Origin of the sequence: Desulfovibrio legallii (assembly GCF_900102485.1) — a bacterium.
In the GTDB taxonomy this organism is placed as follows: Bacteria; Desulfobacterota; Desulfovibrionia; order Desulfovibrionales; family Desulfovibrionaceae; genus Desulfovibrio; species Desulfovibrio legallii_A.
In genome coordinates, this window is record NZ_FNBX01000001.1 from 137328 (window position 1) to 156813 (window position 19486).

Genomic DNA, 19486 nt, shown 5'->3' on the forward strand with positions numbered 1-19486 from the left:
ACCAGGCGGTCAAAGGCGGCCGTATCAGCCGCATCAACGGCTTTGCCCGCCTCCAGCACGCACTGGCGGGCATCCGCCGCCAGGGCCATCCCGTCCTGGCAAACCACGACCAGAACAAACAGCGCAAAGCAGAGTGCGGCCAGACCGCGGCGCAGCTGGCCGGGCGCAGCAGCACGCGGCGCGGCAACACGACGGGCAACAGGTTTTGCGCTTGTTACGGCAAGGGGGCAGGGGCGCATAGTTCCTCCGGCACGCGGCCTTTGAGGGCCAGGGGCAGGCCGCAGTGCACCAGCAGCACCGTACCGCAGGCGGCGGCCAGACGTTGGTTGGCCAGGCCCAGCAAATCGCAGAACCTCCGGCCCACGGACGAAAGGGGGGTGAGGCCCAGGCCGACTTCCGCGCTCACCACGGCCAGAGGGCATGGGGGCGCGGCGACCACGGCGGCCAGGGCATCCACCTTAGCCAGAATGGCGGTTTCGTCCAGATCCTGGGCCATGAGGTTGGCAAGCCACAGGCTCACGCAGTCCAGCAACGCCGCCTGGGGCCGCTCCCCATCCGGACCTCCGCTGCCGGCCCGGCCTGCGGGGCCCTGGGGAAACTGCGCGCGCAACGCGCCCACGGGGTCCAGGCATGCCTCCAGGCAGCGCCAGCCGGGGCCGCGCTGGGCCTGGTGCCGCGCCACCCGCGCGGCCATTTCCGCATCCTCCGCCCGGCAGGTGGCCAGGTACAAGCGGCGGCGCGCCCGGCCCTCGACCCAGCGCTGGGCCAGCCCGCTTTTGCCGCTGCGCACGCCGCCCACAAAGAACAGGGCCTGGGGCCTCAACGCCCCAGCCCTCCTGCGGGCGCGCGGGGCGCAAGATCCTGCGGACCGGCCGCCGGGGCCAGCACGCTGGCTCCGGGCGCAGGCCCGGCGGTGGGCCGCGGCGCTGCCGTGCCCGTCTGAGCGCAACGGCGGGCCAGATCCCGCAGAATGCCCGCGGAACTCTGCACCGCGGCCCTTGCCTGGGCGTTCTCGCGCAGGCGGCGATCCACCCACTGAGCCACAAACAGCAGCGTATCGTCGTCCAGGGCCTGTCCGCCGCCCTGACGCACGGCCCCCACCAGGGAGCGCTGCACGGCGGCGCGTTCTTCTAAGGCGCGGCGGTAACGGGCGCTCAGGCCGTCCGCCCGCAGCTGCGCCGTGGCGATTTCGGTTTCGCCGGCCTTGTTTTCCCGCAGTTCGTCCAGGGCAAATACGGCTTCGGCCATCTGGCTGTTGATGTCCACCACGGCCTGAGCGGCCTGCTCCAGCTGATGCAGCCGCTTGTCCAGATCGGACTGGGCGGCTGCGGCCTCCAGCGCGCCGGCCAGGAGCACGGCGCGCCCGGCCACGGCCATATGCAGCTGGCGCGTCTGCTCCGGCGTGAAGTTGCGGGCCAGGGCCTCCCGATTCAGATCTTCCAGGAAACGATCCACATACAGGGCGTACAGGCCCTGCAGCATGGTGGGGTGGAAGGCGTAACGCAGCAAGGCCGCCCTTCCGCCACCGGGCCCGCCGGCAATGCCGGGCAACCGCGTGCCGTAGCGCTGGTTCAGCCCCTGCACGCTCACCTGCAGGACGCCGCCGTGGGGGCCGGGCTTGAAGCGCCCTGCCAGGTAAGCGGCCAGATCCTGCACAAATTCCGGCCGCACCCGGCTGTCTTCCGTCACCTTTGGGGGAACGGCCTCAGCCGTCTGCACGGCAGGCCCCGAAGCGCCGTCCTGTACGCCGGTCTGTCCCACAGATCCTTGCACGGTCTGCCCCGCCAACGTGCCGGGGGCCGTTACCGGGCTCAACACAGAAGGGGGCGGAGGCGGCGGGGCGTCCCGCAGCACGTTGCCCACCCCGGCCAGGGGGGTGCCGCTGGTGGCGTTGTCAATAACGGACGCGGCCTCCTCCCGCCAATGGTCGCGGGTGGCTTTGTCGCGGGTGAGCCAAAAGGCCGTACCGCCCACGGCCAGCGCGGCCAGCACGGCCAGAGTCACGGCCTTGCGCGCGCCGGCCCCGGCGGGCCTGGGCTTGGGCAGGTTGGTGATGTCCGCCGCCGGCGGCGCCTTTTTTTCCAGTTTCATGCGGTGCCTCCGTGAGTCTTGCCGCGCCGGGCAAGCGCGGCGGGGCCGGGCCGTTTCCCTGCCCGGGCACGGGCAGTCTAACATTGCCCCGGCCCGGCTGTGAAGACTTTTTCACGACACTTTCTGGATTTCCTGTTGGTACGGGCGGTTGCGTCGGTTCTACCCGCGCCTCCGGCGGGCCGCACGGGCGCGGGACGGGAAACGGAACGCGCGTTGCGCCCCAGTGGCGGAGGGCGTATAGTCTCTGGGCCGAAAGCCCGGCACCCCTGTAACCAGCAAGCCTCTTTACCCAGGGAGCGTTCCTATGCTTACCCCGCCCAACATCCTGACCATCGCGGGCTCCGATTCCGGCGGCGGCGCCGGCATCCAGGCGGATCTGAAAACCATCATGGCCCTCGGCGGCTACGGCATGAGCGTCATCACCGCGCTCACGGCCCAGAACGGCTGCGGCGTCGCGGGCATCCACGCCCCGGATCCGGAATTTGCGGTTCTGCAGCTCAAGACCGTGCTGGAGGGTTTTCCCGTAGCCGCGGCCAAGACGGGCATGCTCTTTTCCGCGCCCATCATCCGCGCCCTGGGACTGGCGCTGCGCAACCGCGCCTTCCCCCTGGTGGTGGACCCGGTCAGCGTAAGCCAGAGCGGCAGCCGCCTCTTGCAGGAAGACGCCGTAACCGCCCTGGTGGAAGAAATGCTCCCCGGCTGCGATCTGCTCACCCCCAACCGGCCCGAAGCCGAAATGCTCACGGGGCTGCGCATCAAAAATCTGGACGACGCCGCCAAAGCCGGAGAAAAACTCCTGACCATGGGGCCCAAGGCCGTGCTCATCAAGGGCGGCCATATGGAAAGCAGCGTGATGGTCACAGATTGCCTCTGCCTGCCCGGCGAGCCCCCCAAACGTCTGCCCCAGGCCAAGGTGGAGACCGCCAACAACCACGGCACGGGCTGCACGCTCTCTGCCGCCATCGCCACGGGCCTGGGCAAGGGCCTGCCCCTGCAGGCGGCCGTGGCCCGCGCGCAGGAATTTCTCAACCTCGCCCTGCGCAAAAGTTACGCCCCTGGCAAAGGCTGCGGACCGGTCAACCACGCGGCGGGGCTGCGCCCGGCATAGTTGCCTTACCAAAACGCGGCCGCGCCGCATACGGTTTTGGCCCGCTGTTTGCAGCTCCGCCAGCGGCAGCATTCCGGGCGTCAAAATCAAGGCGGTGCGCGCGTGCCTTTTCGTTTCAGCATGCAAAAAGTGCTCGAATACCGTGAGCAACTGGAAGAAGAGGCCCGCGTGCAGCTGGCCCAGCAGGAGCTTCGCCTGCGCCGGATCCGGGAAGAGCAGGCGCGCTGCGACGCCGCCCTCAGGGCCGCCGAGGCCCGCCTCTGCGACCCGGCCTGCATGGACACGGCGGAACGCTGGCTGCAGGAGCAGTACGCCAAGGGTCTGCGCGCCGACGCGGCCAACCTGGACCGCCAGGCGCGCATGCAGGAAACGCTGACGGACGAGGCCCGTCGCCTGCTGGCCGCCCGCGCTGTGGACAAAAAGCTGCTGGAAAAACTCCGCCAACGGCAGCAACGGCAGTACGCCCGTGAGGAATACCTGAAGGAGCAGCGCGTCAATGACGAAACAGCCACCCTACGCTACAAAGCGCCCACTCTCTAGACTGTTCCGCTGGCTGGCGGCGCTGTGCTGCTTCAAACTGGTGGTGCTGGGCGCGCTGCTGCTGGATATTCCCCTGCCGGAGCTTTTTCCTGCGGCAACAACGCCGCAAAAGGCCGCGCCCGCGTCGGCCCGCGCCCCCGGTGCCGTCAATACCGCCGCCAATGACGTTGCCGTGACCGCAGTTTCGGCCCCTGTGGCCCAGGCCCCGCGGGAGAACGAAAATCCATTGCAACCCCAGGCGCAAAGGGCGGCAGCGGCTCCTGCCGCCACGGCAGCTCCGCCCCAGGGCGCGGCCGCCGCGCGCCTGGCGGCCGCAGCCAAGCCCGGCGCGCCCTTGCCGCACGCTTTGTCCGATGCGGATCTGCCCGCGCCCCGGCCCACGCCGCCGCCCACGGCCCATCCCGCCCCTGAAGGAAGCGCCGCCCTTGCGCACCCTGCCCTGCCCGATCCTTTGCCCGCGCCCAGCGTGGCTCCGGGCACGGTTCCGCCCCAACCCGCTCCCCTGCTGGCCGCAGCCCCCGCCCCCGCCCCGGCGGCGGACGGCTGGCTGGACGCTCTGGGCCTGACCCGACTGCCCATCCCCGGCCTGGGCAGCGTGCGGGCCGCCCAGGCAGCCGCCCTGGACATGCCCGTGCCGCAGACCCCGGCCACCGGCGCAACGTCCCCCTTTACCCCGGCGGCGCAGACCGCGCCCCTGAGCCTGCCCGGCGCGCCCGCCATTCCGGCCGACATCCCCCGGGGCCAGAGCGCCGACGGCAGCCCCTTGCCGCCGCGCGGCAGCGCAGACGTGCCGCCCTTGCCGCAACCTTCGTCCTCCACGGGGCTTGCGCCCGCGCCCGCGCCCGCCGTGCGCCCCGCGCCCGCGCCCACGGACCCCAACATCAAAGCGCAGGAACTGGCCCGCCAGCAGCAGGACATCCTTACCCTGCGACGGCAGATGGACCAGCGCCTCAAAGACCTGCAAAGCGCCGAAAAAAAGGTCCAGGACATGATCCGCGAGGCCCGGGGACTGGAAGACGAAAAAATCCGCAAGCTGGTGCTCACCTACGGCCAGATGAAGCCCAAGGCCGCGGCCAAGGCCCTGGAAACCATGGACGAACGGGTGGCCGTGCGCATCCTTTCGGGCATGACGCCCAAACAATCAGGTGAAATTCTTACCTATATGAATCCCAAGCAGACGGCCAAACTCACGGAGCTCATCACCCGCATGAGGCTGCCTGAATAATGCGCCTCAAACTGCTGCTGGCCTATGTGGGCACACGCTACAGCGGGTGGCAGATCCAGGAAAAAGCCGACCCGCCGCCCACCATTCAGGGCGCGCTGGAGGCCGCCTTGCGCCGCATCACGGGCCTGGCCGTGCGCGTGCACGGGGCGGGCCGCACGGATGCGGGCGTGCACGCCCACGGCCAGACGGCCCACTGCGACGTGCCGGAAGACCGCGCCCCGCGCGACTGGCGGCACAGCTGCAACGCCGTGCTGCCCAGGGACATCCGCGTGCTGGCCGCCGCGCCCGCCGCGCCGGATTTCCACGCCCGCAAGGACGCCCTGCACAAAACCTACGTCTACCAGTTCTGGCAGGAGCGCGCCTTTACCCCGCCTTCCCTGATTCCTTTTGTCTGGAGCTGCGGCCCCCTTGACGCGGCGGCCATGCGCGCGGCCCTGCCCCACCTGCTGGGCGCGCATGACTTTGCCGCCCTGCGCAACGCGGGCACGGATGTGGAAGGCACAGTGCGCACAGTGCTGGACGCCCGGCTGGAGGCCGCCCCACCCTGCCCCTGGTACCCGGCGCACAAGCCCATGCTGCTCTTCCGCGTTACGGCCGACGGCTTTCTGAAGCAGATGGTGCGCAACATGGCGGGCCTGCTGGCCGCCTGCGGCCAGGGCAGGCTGGACCCCGCGCGCGTCCCGGCGCTGCTGGCCGCGCACGACCGCCGGGCCGTGCCCTCGGTCACAGCCCCCGCCGCGGGCCTTGCTCTGGCGCGGGTGACGTATAAAACAGAATCTTTTTACTGAAAAATCCGGACCGGAAGCGACAGGGCGCACCGGCACGCGGCCGCCCGCCAGGCTGGCAGGCCCAAGCCGCTCCCTCCCTCAGCGCCTGCGGTCCTTGCGCCGCTTGCGCTGGCGCAAGGTTACCCGCCACAGCCAGGAAGCCACCAAGCCTATGGCCACGCCGCCGAAGGCGTAGAGCGTCTGCGCCGCCATGTGCGGCCGGTCAAAGCCCCACTGCGCGGCCTTGTTCAGCGAAGGATGGTAAAGCGCCCAGGCTACGGCCGCGGCCAGGCCCAGCGCCCCCAGCGCGCCCGCCAGCCAGAAGGGGGGGATAGGTTCCTCCCAGAAAAAAGACGAACGGTAGAAGCGTCGCCGGGCCAGACATACGGTCAGCAGCACCACGCCCACCATGAGGGCCGTGATCCAGGAAAAACCGTTGAGCAGCGAGCCCGCCGCGCCCAGGCCAAGAAAAAGCGCCGCCAGCCGGAAGGCCCTGGCCTGCCGCCGCTCCAGGCCGTAGGAGACGAACAGCAGGGCCCCGCCGCTCACGGCGGTGATAAAGTGCCCCACAGCCACCACCTGGTAGGGGATGAGCTCCCGCAGCATATGCAGGATGTGGCGGCCCGGCGGCAACAGGGCGGAGGTCAGCAGGATGGCCCCGGCCGCAAACACCATGTAGGCCGAAATGGAGTGCGAAAGCACGGAAAGCCAGCGCCCGGCCTCGCGCAGCATGTTGCGACGCTGGCGCACCTCGTACACGGCCAGAAGCAGGGCTGCGGCCAGCAGCGGCAGGATAAAGTAGATCAGGCGAAAGAGCAGCACCGCCGCAAAGACCGCCTGCTCGTGCGCGGTATGGGTCAGGTGCAGGATGACCAGCTCAAAAACCCCCACCCCGCCGGGGATGTGGGTGAGCACCACGGCCACCTGAGCCAGCAGGTAGCTGGGCAGAAAATCCAGGAAACTGATGCCCATCTGACCTGGCAGCAGCACATACATGCAGGCGGCGGCGGCAATGATGTCCACCCAGGCCACCAGGGCCTGAGCAAAGGCGATGCGCGGCGCGGGGAAGACAAATTCCTTGCCGAAGATGTGCACGGGCTTGCGCACCACGCAGCAGAGCACCAGATAGGAGCAGGCGATAAGGGTGAGCCCCACGCCCAGGATGCGGATGTCCTGCAGGGGCATTTTGGCCAGCAGTTCGCCGGGGATGACGGGCGGGGCCAGCATGAAGATGACGCCGCACAGCCCCAGCACCCCCACCCAGAAGGTGACGGCCAGCATGAGCACCAGGCGCACGATTTCAGCCAGGGAAAAGCCCCAGGCCGAATAAAACCGGAAGCGCACGCTGGTGCCGCCGAGCAACGCGCCGAAATTGTAGCTCACGGCCTGGCCCACAAAGGAGACCAAGGCCACCCGCGGCAAGGGCAGGGTTTTGTGGATGGCCTTGAGGGCCAGCCAGTCATAGCCCACCAGGATGATGTAGTTGACCGCCATAAGCAGGAGCGAAGCCCCGATGCGCGCCGTGGAGATCTGGTTGATGCTGGCGCGGATTTCGGCCATGCTATAGCTTTTGAGCTTGTGGTAGAGCAAATAGACGGCCAGCAGAAAAATAGCCGTTACCAGCACGGGTCCGAGGTAGCGCAAGTATTTTTTCATGGCCTGCCGGGGTTGGGTTGTGCGCCGGAACGTGGAAAGGCGATTTGGTCAACATATACGCTGTGCCGCCGCCGCGCAAGGGCGCATCCGGGACACGGGGCTTGACCCTTTTGCTTCTGGAGGGTAGTGTAAAAAAACGGTTACGGTACTGCTCCCGGTTTGCGGGCCGGTGAGCGCGGCTGCGGTCGTTGCCGACCGTCCCGATTTTCCCCCAAAAGCTCCAAAAATTTTTTGCGCTCGCTCCGCTGCTTGGGCAGCGGCGCTTTTTTTGCGCTTGCGAGGTTTGACATGACAATGACGAGTATCCCCATTTCCGTGCAAGGCTACAAAAAGCTGGAGGAAGAGCTGGCCCGCCTGAAAAGTGAGCGCCCGATCATCATCCAGGCCATCAAGGAAGCCCGCGAGGAGGGCGACCTGCGCGAAAACGCGGGTTACGACGCCGCCCGCGAGCGCCAGGGCATGGCCGAAGCGCGCATCAAGTATATTGAATCCCGCCTGGCCCTGTACCAGGTTATCGACCTGGACAAGCTCAGGGGCGACAAAGTCGTGTTCGGCGCTACCGTGGACGTGGAGGATGTGGACAGCGGCGAGGCCCGCACCTATACCATTCTCGGCCCTGACGAAGCGGACCCGGCCAAGGGCTCCATCTCTTTCCTCTCGCCCGTGGGTCAGGCCCTGCTGGGCCGCGAAGAAGGCGACGAGGTTACCGTGGATATCCCCCGCGGCCGCGTCACCTATGAAGTGACCGGCATCCGCTTTCAGGGCAGCGCGGTGCTGAAGTAAGCCCCGATCCCGCACCCTCGGCCCTGCGCCGCGCCAGCCGCAACCTTTCCGCCCTCTTGGGGGGGCAGCTTCCCGCCGCATCTCGCCCCCGCCCGTTCTCCAGTCAGTGCCGGAGCCCGGGCGGGGGTCGTTTTTTCCTGCTGCGCAAAAACCCGCGGAAAGGGCGCATAAGACTTGGCAGAACCCGCCCGCGTTTGCTAGGCTGCTCCCTCAAGGGCACGGCGGCAGACGCGCCGCCCCGTCCCGCGAGCCCCGTCGCCACGCCGACTGTTTGTCCACGCAACCCAAGGCTCTTTTATGAATCCGACGCTGCCGCGTCTGCTTTACATTCTGGCCGCCCTCGCCTGGTATCTGCTGCTCTGGCATACGCCCGTCACTATTTTTATGGCGGCCTGCCTCTCCTGCCTTACCCTGCCCCAATACCGCCACCTCTGCCGCAAAGGACGCATCTGGCGGCAACGGCTGGACCGCAGCCGCCCCGTCACCCGCCGCCAGCGCCTCTTGCTGGGCCTGAGCCGCCAGGCCCCCCTGTGCGGCTATATTGTCATGATTCTGACCTGCCTCATCGCGCCCATCGCCACTCTGGCCCTGCTGGTCACACCCCAGGCCGCCGCGGGCTTCAGCCGCCTTAAGGAGCTCCAGGCCAACAACTTCCAGCTGCCGCCGGAATGGGTGTCCACGCTGCAGGACTGGCGCATGAGCCTCTCGGAATACCCCCGGGTGGAGCGCCTTGTTGACGACTTTCTGCAAAAGGTGGACGCCTTTCTGGGCGACGCCATCAGCACCCTGCTCACCCGGGGGGTGGACGTGCTGGGCGGCACCATGACCGTGCTCTGGACGAGCTTTCTCTTCGTCACCCTCACCATTCTCTTCACGGTTTACGCCGGGCATATCCGCAAAATCAGCGCGCGCATCTTCCGCATTCCTCAGGCCATGCTGCGCCGCTTTACCGGCACCATCCACCGGGCCCTGCGCGCCATCATGCTGGGCATCGTTCTCGTGGCCCTGGCCCAGGGCGTGCTCTGCGGCATCGGCTTCAGCGCCGCGGGCGTCAAGCAGCCCGCCTTCTGGGGCATGCTGGCCACCCTGGTGGCCCCCATCCCCATGGTGGGCACGGCCCTGATCTGGCTGCCGCTCTGCCTTTCGCTCTGGTTCACGGGGAAAACCATGGCCGCCGTGGGCCTGGCCCTCTGGGGCTCCCTGGCCGTGGCGGGCGTGGACAACGTGCTGCGGCCCCTGTTTTTACGGCAGGGCATCAACGCGCCCTTTTTTGTGCTCATCATTTCCATCCTCTGCGGTCTGGCCAGTTTCGGTCCCGTGGGCCTCATCGCCGGCCCCGTGCTGCTGGCCTTTGCCATGCAGGCAGTGGAAGAAGCCAACCGCATCTACCAGCATGGCTAACTGCGAATCCGCAAACGACACCCGCGCCCTGCCGCCCGCAAAGGTCGCCCCGCGCCGCGTTCCGGCCCTGCTTTTTCTGCTGCTTGTCCTCCAGCTTGTTCTGGCCCCGGCGGCGCGCGCAGCTCTGGGCGGGGTGCGCGCCGCCATCCTCATCAACATGAACACGGGCAAAGTGCTCTTCGCCAAAAATGCGGACGCCCCCATCCCACCGGCATCCCTCACCAAGGTCATGACCATGTACCTGACCCTGGACGCCGTGCGGGGCAAGAAACTGCGCCTGCAGGAAAAAATTCGCATCCGGCCCGATGTCGCCCGGGTGGGCGGTTCCTCCATGCATCTGCGCACGGGAGAAAGGGTCGCCGTGAGTCAACTGCTGACCGGCATGGCCGTGGCCTCCGGCAACGACGCCGCTACAGCCCTGGCCCTGCGCGTGGGGGGCAACCAGCGGCAGTTTGTCCGGGCCATGAACGCCAGGGCCCGCAGCCTGGGCCTGCGCCGCACGGCCTTTAAAAACCCCACCGGTTTGCCCGCCGCCGGGCAAAAAACCACCGCCCGCGACATGGCCGCCCTGGTCCGCGCCTATCTGCGCAGTCACCCCTCGGCCCAGGTTTTCCACAGCACCCGCTTCTTTACCCACCGGGGCCGCACCATGCGCAACACCAACGCCCTGCTGGGCACGGTGCCGGGCGTCAACGGCCTGAAAACCGGCTGGACGGTAGCCTCCGGCTACAACCTCATTGTCACCGCCCAGCGGGGCAAAACCCGCCTGCTGGCCGTGGTGCTGGGCGGCAGCAGCCGCAACCTCCGCGACGGCGCGGCCCGCAGGCTGGTGGAAGCCGGGTTCCGCGCGCCGGGCTCGCCCAAGGCAGTAAAAAAAGCCCTGGGCAGAAGATAAGCCCGCACAAGGCAAGGGGTGCGGCGCAGCCCCCTCTCCCGCCCCGCGCCGCGCGCAGACCGGCTGCGCCCAAGGACGCAAAGCCGGAACGCCCCTGAACCGCCCTGCCCTCCAAAACCCCACAAAAAAGCCCCCAAGGTCATCGCTGTCCTGAGGGCCCGGGAAAGGCCAACGCCCTACGGCATTCCAACGTTGAAATGCCGTAACGCCTGGCGGCCGCCTGTGCGCCGCCGCAGCATTGCGCTCATGCGGGGGCTCTGGGCGCTACTCCGCAGCGTCCAGCGGAAACCAGTACGGCTTCAGGAAGTGCAGGCGGCACACCTCGCCGGTCTGAGGGCCCCGGTCGTAGCGGCCTTTCTGCACGCGCACTTCCTGCCCGCCCACACGAATCTGATAGTCGATGATCTCCCCAAAAAAGGTGCGGCGCTCCACAGTGCCAGGCACGCCGCCCTCATCCGCGAACTCGATTTCATTGGGGCGGCTTGCCATGGTGCCCTTGCCCGCGCGCACGATGGCCGCCTCCGGCACGCAGCCGGAGGGGAACGGCGCGGCCACGCCGTCCAGCGCCATGGCGTTCTCGGTCACTTCCATATCCGTGAAATTGGAAAGCCCGATGAAGCTGAACACAAACCTGTTGGCGGGTTTGGTGTACACCTCAAGCGGCGAGGCTATCTGTTGCACCACCCCGTTTTTCATCACCAGGATGCGGTCCGAAAGGGCCATGGCTTCGGACTGATCGTGCGTTACATACATAATGGAAAAGCCGTAAAGTTTTTGCAGCTCTTTGATTTCAAACCGCATTTCTTCCCGCAGGTGCGGATCCAGGCTGGAGAGGGGTTCGTCCAGGAGCATCACGGAGGGGTTGATGGCCAGGGCGCGCGCCAGGGCCACCCGCTGCTTGCCGCCGCCGGAAAGCTCCGCCGGGCTTTTTTTAGCCACATCCAGCAGGTTGGTGTGGCGCAGCGCCTCGGTGGTGCGTTTGTCTATTTCCGCCGCCGTGGTCTTTTTGATGCGCAGGGGAAAGGCCACGTTTTCGTACACGCTCATGTGCGGCCAGACGGCAAAGGCCTGAAACACCATGCCGAAATCGCGCTTTTCCGGCGGCAGGTAATATTTTTTGGCGCCGGAGGAAAGCAGCTTGTCGTTGACGCTGATCTCCCCTTCATCCAGGTCTTCAAAGCCGGCCACCATGCGCAGGGTTGTGGTTTTGCCGCAGCCAGAGGGCCCGAGCATGGAAAAGCATTCGCCGTCGCCGATCTGGAGATTCAGCGAAGAAACGGCCTTAACCTTGCCAAAATACTTGCTTACGTTGGTCAGTGTAATGGACATGCTCAGGCCTGCTTGGTTTTGGCAAAGTGGTTGATGATGGTCTGCCCCGTCACGATAAGGATCAGCGCTATGCCTGCCAGGGCGGCCGAGGTTACTGTTTCCCCGTCCTCATTGAGGGTGTAGATGGCCACGCCGATGGTGCGGCTGGTGGTGCCGTAGAGCATGACGGAAACCGTCAGCTCGCGCAGGGCCGGCAAAAAGATGAGGAAAAAGGCCGCCACCATGCCGGGCCGCACCAGGGGCAGCACAATATCGCGCAGGGCCTGCCACATGGTGGCCCCGCAAGCGCGGGCCGCCTCCACCAGCGAATCGTGCACCTGCTCCAGCGCGGCGGAATTGGCCTTGAGCGAAAAGGCCATGTAGCGCGCGATATAGGCGATAAGGATGATCCAGATGGTATTGTACAGGTTGATGCCGAAGCGGCCGCTCCAGGCCAGAATAACGCCCAGGGCGATAACGGAACCGGGAACGGAAAACGGCAGCATGCCCAGAAATTCCAGTATGCCCTTGCCGCGCACCTGCATCTTGACGATGACGTAAGAAATCATCACCCCGGCGAACATGGTGATGGTGGCGGCGGCCAGGCCGAGGCCGATGCTGTTTTTGATGGCCTGCTGGGTCTGATCCCACTCAAAGAGCACGTACTTGTAGTTCTCCAGCGAGAGATTCTCCCAGGTGATGGGCACGCCGTAGGTCTTCAGCCCGCCCACCAGGAAGATGGTCACCGTGGGCAGCACGATGGTTACGCCGATGTAGAGCAGACAAAAGACGAACAAAGGGGTGCGCAGGCCGCGCAGCTTCAGCTCCATGGGGCGGAAACTTTTGCCCGCGATGATCTGGTATTTGCCAGACCCCAGAATTTTGCGCTGCAGCCAGATGATGCAGGCCGCCGTCACCACCAGCACCGAGGCCAGCACGGTGCCCGTGCGGATGGAATCGAAGCTGCCCGCGCTCTGGTGGATGCGTTCGTAGATCAGGGTGGGGATGTTGTAGATGCCCACCTCTATGCCCAACACGGCCACCGTGCCGAAGTGGGCCATGGAGTACAGCATGATGAGCAGCGCACCGGAAAGAATGCTGGGCATCACCAGCGGCAGGGTTATCTTGCGGGTAATGGTAAAGAGCCCCGCGCCGGAAATCCGGGCCGATTCCTCCAGCGTGGGGTCCATGCGCTCCAGCGCGCCGCAGACCTGAATAAAAACAAAGGGGAAAAGGTACATGGTTTCGATGGCGATAATGCCGCCATACGAAAAAATGTTGAACAGCGCATCTTCCGCGCCGGTAAGGTCGCGCCACAAGCGGTTGATGTAGCCCGCGCGGGGAGAGAGCAGCATCTTCCAGGCCAATGCCCCGATGAACGAAGGCAGCATAAAGGGCACCAGGAACATGCTTTTCATAAACCCCTTGTAGGGGATGTCGGTGCGCGTCACCAGCCAGGCGAAGAAGGTGCCCACAGTAGTGGCGCACAGGGTTACGCCGCTGGCGATGAACAGCGAGTTCAGCAGGGCCTGATACGTTTCGCCCTCGCTGAGGGTTTTGACCACGTCCGCCGCATTGAACTTGCCGTCAACAAAGAAGGCGTTGAAAAAAATGAGGGCCACCGGCACCACAACCACGATGACAAGAATGGCAATGGACAGAAACAGAATAACTTCCGCCACGCCGAAAGAATGTTGTCGTTTGACCGCTTGCATACCTGTCCGCCTGATTTGAGATGGATGCGCCACCCCGGGCCGCGCCGCAGCCGGCGCAGGGGCATGGGGCCGCGCGTGCTTTTTTATTTGAACCAATGCGCGTTGCGCAGGGTAAAAACGCAGTCTTCGCCTTCTTTAAAAAGACGATCGTTTGCCAGGGCCTCGTGCGTATCCACGGCGGTGCGCAGGCACTGGCCGCCCACCTCCAGCTGGTAGTCCATAAACGCGCCCAGGAAACTGGCCCGGCGCACCGTGGCCCGCACGCCTTCGCCCGTGCGCCGCAAAACCACGTCCGAAGGACGAAAGCCCACCCTGAGCTCCCCGTCCAGGCCGGCTTCAGGCAGCAGGGGAAAGGCCTGCCCCGCCAGATCGGCCGCGCCGTCCCGCGCCGTAACGTGCAAAAAATTGCTCATGCCCAAAAAGGAAAACACAAATTCGTCAACAGGCCTGGCAAAAAGCTCCGCCGGGGCGCCCACCTGACGCAACGCGCCCTGCTCGTCCATCACTGCCATGCGGTCCGAAATGGCCAGGGCAATTTCCTGATCATGAGTGACATACAGGATGGTGACCCCAAGATTTTTTTGCAGCGCCTTGATCTCAAAGCGCATTTCCTCCCGCAGGTTGGCGTCCAGGTTGTTCAGGGGTTCGTCCAGCAAAAGCAGGCTGGGCTGGGCCACCAGGGCGCGGGCCAGGGCCACGCGCTGCTGCTGCCCGCCGGAAAGCTGCGAGGGCAGGCGGTCTTCCATGCCCGTGAGGTTCACGTCGTTGATGCTTTTTTGCACCAGTTTCGCCGCTTCCGCCGGATCGGCCTTGGCGATTTTGAGGGGATAGCCCACATTTTGCCGTACCGTCATGTGCGGCCACACGGCATAATCCTGAAAAACAACCCCCAGGCTGCGCTGTTCCGCAGGCAGAAAAACGCCGGTTCCGGCGTCGGCCACCACCTCGGAACCAATGCGCATGCTGCCTGCGTCCAGCGACTCAAAACCGGCGATAATGCGCAAGAGCACCGTCTTGCCGCAGCCGGAAGGCCCGATGAGCGTAAAGCACTCGCCGTCTTCCAGCTTCAGGGAAAGATTCTGCAATACCTTATGGTCGCCATAGGATTTTGAAATGCCGTCAAGTACGATTTCCGCCATAAACTGTCCTTATGCGGGCCGCGCGTCGGCCGCGGCCATTCAGAGGGGGACGCCCCTTCCCGAAAGCGAGGGCGTCCCCCTGCGGCGTTGCCCGGCCGGCGCGCGCTCCTGCGGCGGGCGTCGGCCGGACGTCACACGATTGTCATCCTATTGTAACTATTTTGCCATCATGATGTCGGTAAATTTTTTAATGGTGGCTTCCTTATCGTCAAGAATCTTCTGGTAATCAATTTTAAGGCTGCGCGCCATGGCTTCCTCGCCGGAAGGCAGGCCGTATTCCTTGCCGGGGGCTATGCCTTTGCGCACGGGCAGGGTGCCCTGCTCGGCCAGAATCTTCTGCCCTTCTTCAGAAAGCAGAAAATCCACAAACTTTTTGGCGGCGTCCAGGTTGGGCGTGCCCTTGAAAATGGCGGCGGGGCTGGGGATAACGAGCATCTCCGGCGGGTAGGCCAAGGCAAGGTCCGCGCCCTTTTTGATCTTTTCGTTCACAATATAGTCAACGCCGATGCAGGCGAGCAGGTCGCCGGAGGCCGTGTCGTCCACCACCTGGCCGGAGCCCTTGCCGATGCGCGCGCCGTTTTTATGCACGTTTTCAACATAGTCCCAGCCGAACTTATCCACCAGCAGCTGAATGCTCATGTACGCGGTGCCGGAAAGGGCCGGGTTGGCAATGCCGAAGGCTTTTTTGAATTCGGGCTTGGTCATGTCGCTCCACTGCGTGGGCGGCTGCTTCACATAGCGCTTGTTGTAGGCGATGCCCAGGGTGCCCAGGCGGACGGCCGTAAACGAACCGTCAAAATCATTAAACGGATTGATGACGTTGGGCATCTCCGGCGAGACGTATTTTTCCAGAATGCCCTCGGCGCGCATGTTGAAAAAGTCCGGCACTTCGCTGGTCCAGATGACGTCGGCCATAATTTTGCCCGATTGCCGCTCGGTGGCAATCTTGGCCATCAGCTTGCCGGCCCCGGCAGACTGATAATCAACAGATATATCAGGGTATTTTTTAACAAAAGCCTCTTTCATGGAACCGATGATGGATTCCTTCAGCGAGGTGTAGACCACCAGTTTTTCCGCCGCAGCGGCAGAAACCGCAGAGGCCGCCCACAAGACGACCGCTAAAAAAAGAATGCCGTAACGTTTCATTTTTTTTTCCACTCCACTCATGAAAGGTGCTCGGGCAAAAGCCGCGTTCCGGGCTACAGCGCCCCCAAAAAACAAGCGTTTCTGCACGGTATCCAAAGCAGGGTGTGATGACAATCCATTTTTCCGCCATATGGGCAAGGCAGGACAAGCCTCCCACTTCTGATAAAGGCGACTGCTGCCCGGCCTTCCGGCAAAAGTTCTGTGCAAGGCTTTGGGGCCCCCGCGGCCCGGGCGCGCCGACGGCAGCCCCGGCTACTTGCCAAGTTTGGCCAGCAGGGTTTTGCGGTTGATGCCCAGGCGGCGCGCAGCCTCGCTTTTGTTGCCGCCCACCTGTTCCAGGGTGTCCTGCACGGCCAGGCGCTCGATTTCTTCCAGCGTCATGTGGGCGAAATCCGGGCGGGAGGCGGGGCGGGGGGCCTCCTCCCCGGCGACAATGGTGGGGGGCAGCTCCCGTTCGCTCACATACTCGCCCACCAGCAGCACCACGGCGCGCTCCACGGCGTTCTCCAGCTCGCGCACGTTGCCGGGCCAGGAATGCTTGAGCAGACGGTCCATGGCCGTGGGGGTGAAACCCTTGACGCCCTTGCCGTTGCGCTGGGCAAAGATTTTGAGAAAGTGCATGGCCAGCAGGGGGATGTCCTCCCGCCGGTCGCGCAGGGGCGGCAGGGTCAGGGCCACCACGTTGAGGCGGTAGTAAAGATCCTGACGAAAGCGGCCTTCGGCCACCTCCTGGGCCAGATCCTTGTTGGTGGCGGCCAGAATGCGCACGTCCACCTTAAGGGGCTGGTCCCCGCCCACGCGCTGGATCTCCCGCTCCTGGATGACGCGCAGCAGCTTGACCTGCATGGAAAGGGGAATCTCCCCGATCTCGTCCAGAAAAATGGTGCCCTTGTGGGCGGCCATAAAGCGGCCTTCACGGCGTTTTTCCGCCCCGGTAAACGCGCCCTTCTCGTGGCCGAAAAGCTCCGATTCCAGCAGGGTTTCGGTAAGGGCCGCGCAGTTTACGGTCACATAGGGCCCGTTGCGGCGGGCGCTGTTGGCGTGGATGAGCCGGGCCATGACCTCCTTGCCCGTGCCCGATTCGCCGGTGATGAGCACCGTGGCCTCGGAAGGCGCAATGGCCGCCGCCAGATCCAGCACCTGACGCATGGCCGGGCTCTGGCCGATGATCTGGCGGGCGTCAAAGGCGGCGGCCAGTTCGTGGCGCAGGCTGCGCACCTCGTCCTTGAGGGTGGCGTGGTCCAGGGCGCGCTTCAGGGCCAGCTTGAGCACGTCAAAGGCCAGGGGCTTGGTCAGGTAGTCGTAGGCTCCGGCCTTGAGGGCTTCCACGGCCCCGGCCACGTCGGAGTAGGCCGTCATGATCAGGATGGGGATGGCCGGATTGTAGGCCTTGATGGCGCGGGTGGCCTCCACGCCGTTCATGCCGCCCATGCGCACGTCCATGAGGATGAGGTCAAAGGGCCGCTCCCGGCAAAGGGCCACGGCGGCCTCGCCGTTGTCCAGGCCGGTGGGGGCGTAGCCCCATTCCTCCAGCAGGGCCTCCAGCATTTCGCGGTGGTTGCGGTCGTCGTCCACCACCAGCAGCTGGATGGATTTTTGCGCGTTCATCGTTGGTTTTTCTCCGTGTCGCCGCGGGCTGGGGCGGCGTCCGTTGCGTCCGCGTCAGGACGCAGGGGCAGGATAAGGGTAAATTCCGCCCCCTGCCCCGGCGCGCCGCCCACGTTGGCCGCGTGCAGCCGACCGCCCAGGCCCTCCACAATCTGCAGCGCGATGGAAAGCCCCAGCCCCGTGCCCGAAGGCCTGGTGGTGAAGTACGGCGTAAAGATGGAGGACAAAGCCGCCTCGGCAATGCCCGGCCCCGTATCCGTAACCGTAATGGCGTAAAAATTGCCGTCCGGCAGCGGCGCAAGGGCCACGCGCAGCTCCCCGCCGGGGCTCATGGCCTGGGCCGCGTTAAGAAAAAGATTGAGCAGGGCCTGGGTCAGGCGCTCGGCGTGGATGGGCACGTCCGGAAACTCCGGCGGCAGATCCTGCGCCACCCGCACGCCCTTGGCCTGCAGATCCGCCTCGGCCAGGCGCAGGGCGTGGCGGATCACCTCCCGCACGTCCCCGGCGCTGCGGGGCATGGCTCCGGGCCGCGCAAACTGCAGAAGCTCCGAAACCACCCGGTCCAGGCGGTCCACCTCGTCCACCATGCGCCGGGCCGCTTCTTCCTCGCGGCCGCCGGGCGCAAGCCTGCGGGCCAGGTATACGGCCACGCCCTTGATGGTGCTCAGGGGATTGCGGATCTCATGGGCCACGCCCGCCGCCAGATTGCCCAGGGCGGCCAGGCGGTCGTGGCGCTGGGCCTCGGCCCGCAGACGTTTGACCTCGGTAATGTCGCGCAGCACAAACACATGCCCCAGAAACACGCCCGTCTCGTTGCGCACGGCGGCCGCGCCCAGGCTTACGGCGGCAGGCCGACGGCCAGGAACGTTCAGCCGGGCTTCGCGGTCCGGAATCCTGCCCTTCTTGGCCAGCTCCCGCGCCAGGGCCGCCCAGTCCAGACCAGGCAGACCGCGCAGGGAAGCGCCCACGGCCCGCTCACGGGCAAGGCCCAGCATGTCCAGGGCTGTGGCGTTGATGAGCGCCACCGCCCCGCCGGGGTCGCTGGTGATGAGCCCCAGGGGCAGATTGGCCACCACCTCCGCGGCCATGGCCCGCTGGTCGCGCAGCATCCGGCGCGAGCGCCGGTAGTTGTGGGCCCAGAACAGGGAAACCACCGCCGCCAGGGCCAGAGCCGCCACCAGGGCGGCGCTGACCAGCGTATTGCGGCGGTCGGCGGCCAGGGCCGCCTCAAAAGGCTGCATGTCCAGCCCCACCATGGCAATGCCCAGCGCGCGCCGCGTTTGCGGCACCTCTTCCGGGCCCGCAGACGGCGGGGGCGGCCACCCCCGGCGCGCTCCTGCCGCGTCCGGCGGCGCGGCTTCCCCCATCATGCCCGGCCCCATGCCGCGGCCGAACATGCGGCCCATGCGGCCCTGGTGGGCCTGATGCTCCGGGCGCAGGGGCGCAAACAGCCGGTAAACCTCAAAAACCTTGCGCTCGCCCCACTGGCGCACGCGCCAGGCCGGGCCCTCCCCCACTTTCTCCGGCGGGGGCAGGGCGGCTGCCGCCTGCTCGGTGGTAAGGGCCGCGGCCCCGTTGTGGGCCATTATCAGGCCACCGCTGCCGGCCACAGCCATAAACACAATGCCCGGCTGCTTGGCCGTCTCCATCAGCAGGGGCTCCAGGCTGCGGAAATTGTCCGCAGGCCGGCAAAAGCCGGAGCGCCCGCCCGCCTCCAGGGCCCAGATCAGGGCCTCGGCTCTGTCCACCATATTTTGGGTCATGGCTTCCCGCTCCCGCTGACTGCTGCGGACGGAAAGCGCCGTCACGGCCGCGCCCAGGATGAGGGCCAGACCCAGCAGCATCCAGGGGGAAAGGCTGCGGATCCATAAGGGACGTGGGGAAGATGTCGCTGCTGCCATGGCTGTGTCCTCGGCCGCGGCGCTGCGGCCGGGGCGTGCGTAAAAATCGGCGGGCGGCAACGCCGCGGCGTACCGCCCGTTCTTGCAATAGGTATTTTTTACACACCTGGCAAGAGGGCGGGAAGTTTTGGGACAGCGTCCAGGGCAATTGAGTAAATTCTGGACAAATCCCACAACGACCGCTGACGGGGCCGTGGCGCCAG

Annotated in this window: 16 protein-coding genes; 7 read left to right on the plus strand and 9 right to left on the minus strand. The window is 65.9% G+C overall.

Translation table 11 applies throughout. The annotated features are described in order from the left end of the window. Positions 1-214 precede the first annotated feature (214 nt). Positions 215-823 carry a bifunctional adenosylcobinamide kinase/adenosylcobinamide-phosphate guanylyltransferase gene (locus tag BLS55_RS00595; protein WP_092152388.1) on the minus strand — a complete coding sequence of 203 codons (609 nt, stop codon included), beginning with the start codon at positions 821-823 and terminating at the stop codon, positions 215-217. Beyond that, a complete protein-coding gene (locus BLS55_RS00600; protein WP_092152389.1) occupies positions 820-2091 on the minus strand; it encodes a hypothetical protein in 1272 nt (423 codons plus the stop codon). Before BLS55_RS00600 ends, BLS55_RS00595 begins: the two co-directional genes overlap by 4 nt. A gap of 304 nt (positions 2092-2395) precedes the next feature. Here BLS55_RS00600 and thiD point away from each other — a divergent pair, with 304 nt between their 5' ends. The 4 genes from thiD (at position 2396) to truA (ending at position 5752) form a co-directional block, all read left to right on the plus strand. Continuing rightward, positions 2396-3199, plus strand: coding sequence for a bifunctional hydroxymethylpyrimidine kinase/phosphomethylpyrimidine kinase (thiD, locus tag BLS55_RS00605; protein ID WP_092152390.1), 804 nt, complete (start codon positions 2396-2398; stop codon positions 3197-3199). Between the two features lie 120 nt (positions 3200-3319). Beyond that, the gene (locus tag BLS55_RS00610; protein WP_257243074.1) at positions 3320-3739 is read left to right on the plus strand and encodes a flagellar export protein FliJ; all 420 of its coding nucleotides are present in this window, start codon (positions 3320-3322) and stop codon (positions 3737-3739) included. Then, on the plus strand, positions 3696-4964 hold the full coding sequence (locus BLS55_RS00615; protein ID WP_092152392.1) for a MotE family protein: 1269 nt from the start codon (positions 3696-3698) through the stop codon (positions 4962-4964). The genes BLS55_RS00610 and BLS55_RS00615 overlap by 44 nt, the downstream gene beginning before the upstream one ends. Continuing rightward, positions 4964-5752, plus strand: coding sequence for a tRNA pseudouridine(38-40) synthase TruA (gene truA, locus BLS55_RS00620; RefSeq protein WP_180365353.1), 789 nt, complete (start codon positions 4964-4966; stop codon positions 5750-5752). Before BLS55_RS00615 ends, truA begins: the two co-directional genes overlap by 1 nt. Positions 5753-5830: 78 nt before the next feature. On the opposite strand, the gene BLS55_RS00625 is transcribed toward truA, so the two are convergent. Then, entirely contained in the window at positions 5831-7387 is a 1557-nt protein-coding gene (locus BLS55_RS00625) for a putative bifunctional lysylphosphatidylglycerol flippase/synthetase (RefSeq protein ID WP_092152394.1), read from the minus strand. 294 nt (positions 7388-7681) lie between these two features. On the opposite strand from BLS55_RS00625, the gene greA reads away from it, so the two are divergent. The 3 genes from greA (at position 7682) to BLS55_RS00640 (ending at position 10466) form a co-directional block, all read left to right on the plus strand. After that, complete coding sequence (gene greA / locus BLS55_RS00630) at positions 7682-8170, plus strand: transcription elongation factor GreA (RefSeq protein ID WP_092152395.1); 489 nt, start codon at positions 7682-7684, stop codon at positions 8168-8170. Positions 8171-8467: 297 nt separating this feature from the next. Next, a complete protein-coding gene (locus tag BLS55_RS00635; RefSeq protein ID WP_092152396.1) occupies positions 8468-9571 on the plus strand; it encodes an AI-2E family transporter in 1104 nt (367 codons plus the stop codon). Beyond that, complete coding sequence (locus BLS55_RS00640; RefSeq protein ID WP_092152397.1) at positions 9564-10466, plus strand: D-alanyl-D-alanine carboxypeptidase family protein; 903 nt, start codon at positions 9564-9566, stop codon at positions 10464-10466. The genes BLS55_RS00635 and BLS55_RS00640 overlap by 8 nt, the downstream gene beginning before the upstream one ends. A 264-nt stretch (positions 10467-10730) precedes the next feature. Here the strand turns inward: BLS55_RS00640 and BLS55_RS00645 are convergent, their stop codons facing one another. The 6 genes from BLS55_RS00645 to BLS55_RS00670 form a co-directional block, all read right to left on the minus strand. Beyond that, positions 10731-11795, minus strand: a complete 1065-nt coding sequence (locus BLS55_RS00645; protein ID WP_092152398.1) for an ABC transporter ATP-binding protein — start codon at positions 11793-11795, stop codon at positions 10731-10733. A gap of 2 nt (positions 11796-11797) precedes the next feature. Further along, positions 11798-13489 carry an ABC transporter permease gene (locus BLS55_RS00650; protein ID WP_092152399.1) on the minus strand — a complete coding sequence of 564 codons (1692 nt, stop codon included), beginning with the start codon at positions 13487-13489 and terminating at the stop codon, positions 11798-11800. A gap of 83 nt (positions 13490-13572) precedes the next feature. After that, on the minus strand, positions 13573-14628 hold the full coding sequence (locus BLS55_RS00655) for an ABC transporter ATP-binding protein (RefSeq protein ID WP_092152400.1): 1056 nt from the start codon (positions 14626-14628) through the stop codon (positions 13573-13575). 156 nt (positions 14629-14784) lie between these two features. Then, positions 14785-15774, minus strand: coding sequence for an ABC transporter substrate-binding protein (locus BLS55_RS00660; protein WP_092152401.1), 990 nt, complete (start codon positions 15772-15774; stop codon positions 14785-14787). Positions 15775-16026: 252 nt separating this feature from the next. Continuing rightward, complete coding sequence (locus BLS55_RS00665) at positions 16027-17382, minus strand: sigma-54-dependent transcriptional regulator (RefSeq protein WP_092152402.1); 1356 nt, start codon at positions 17380-17382, stop codon at positions 16027-16029. Then, positions 17379-19283: a two-component system sensor histidine kinase NtrB gene (locus tag BLS55_RS00670; RefSeq protein ID WP_143339489.1), complete on the minus strand. Its 1905-nt coding sequence runs from the start codon at positions 19281-19283 to the stop codon at positions 17379-17381. Before BLS55_RS00670 ends, BLS55_RS00665 begins: the two co-directional genes overlap by 4 nt. Positions 19284-19486: the final 203 nt, after the last annotated feature.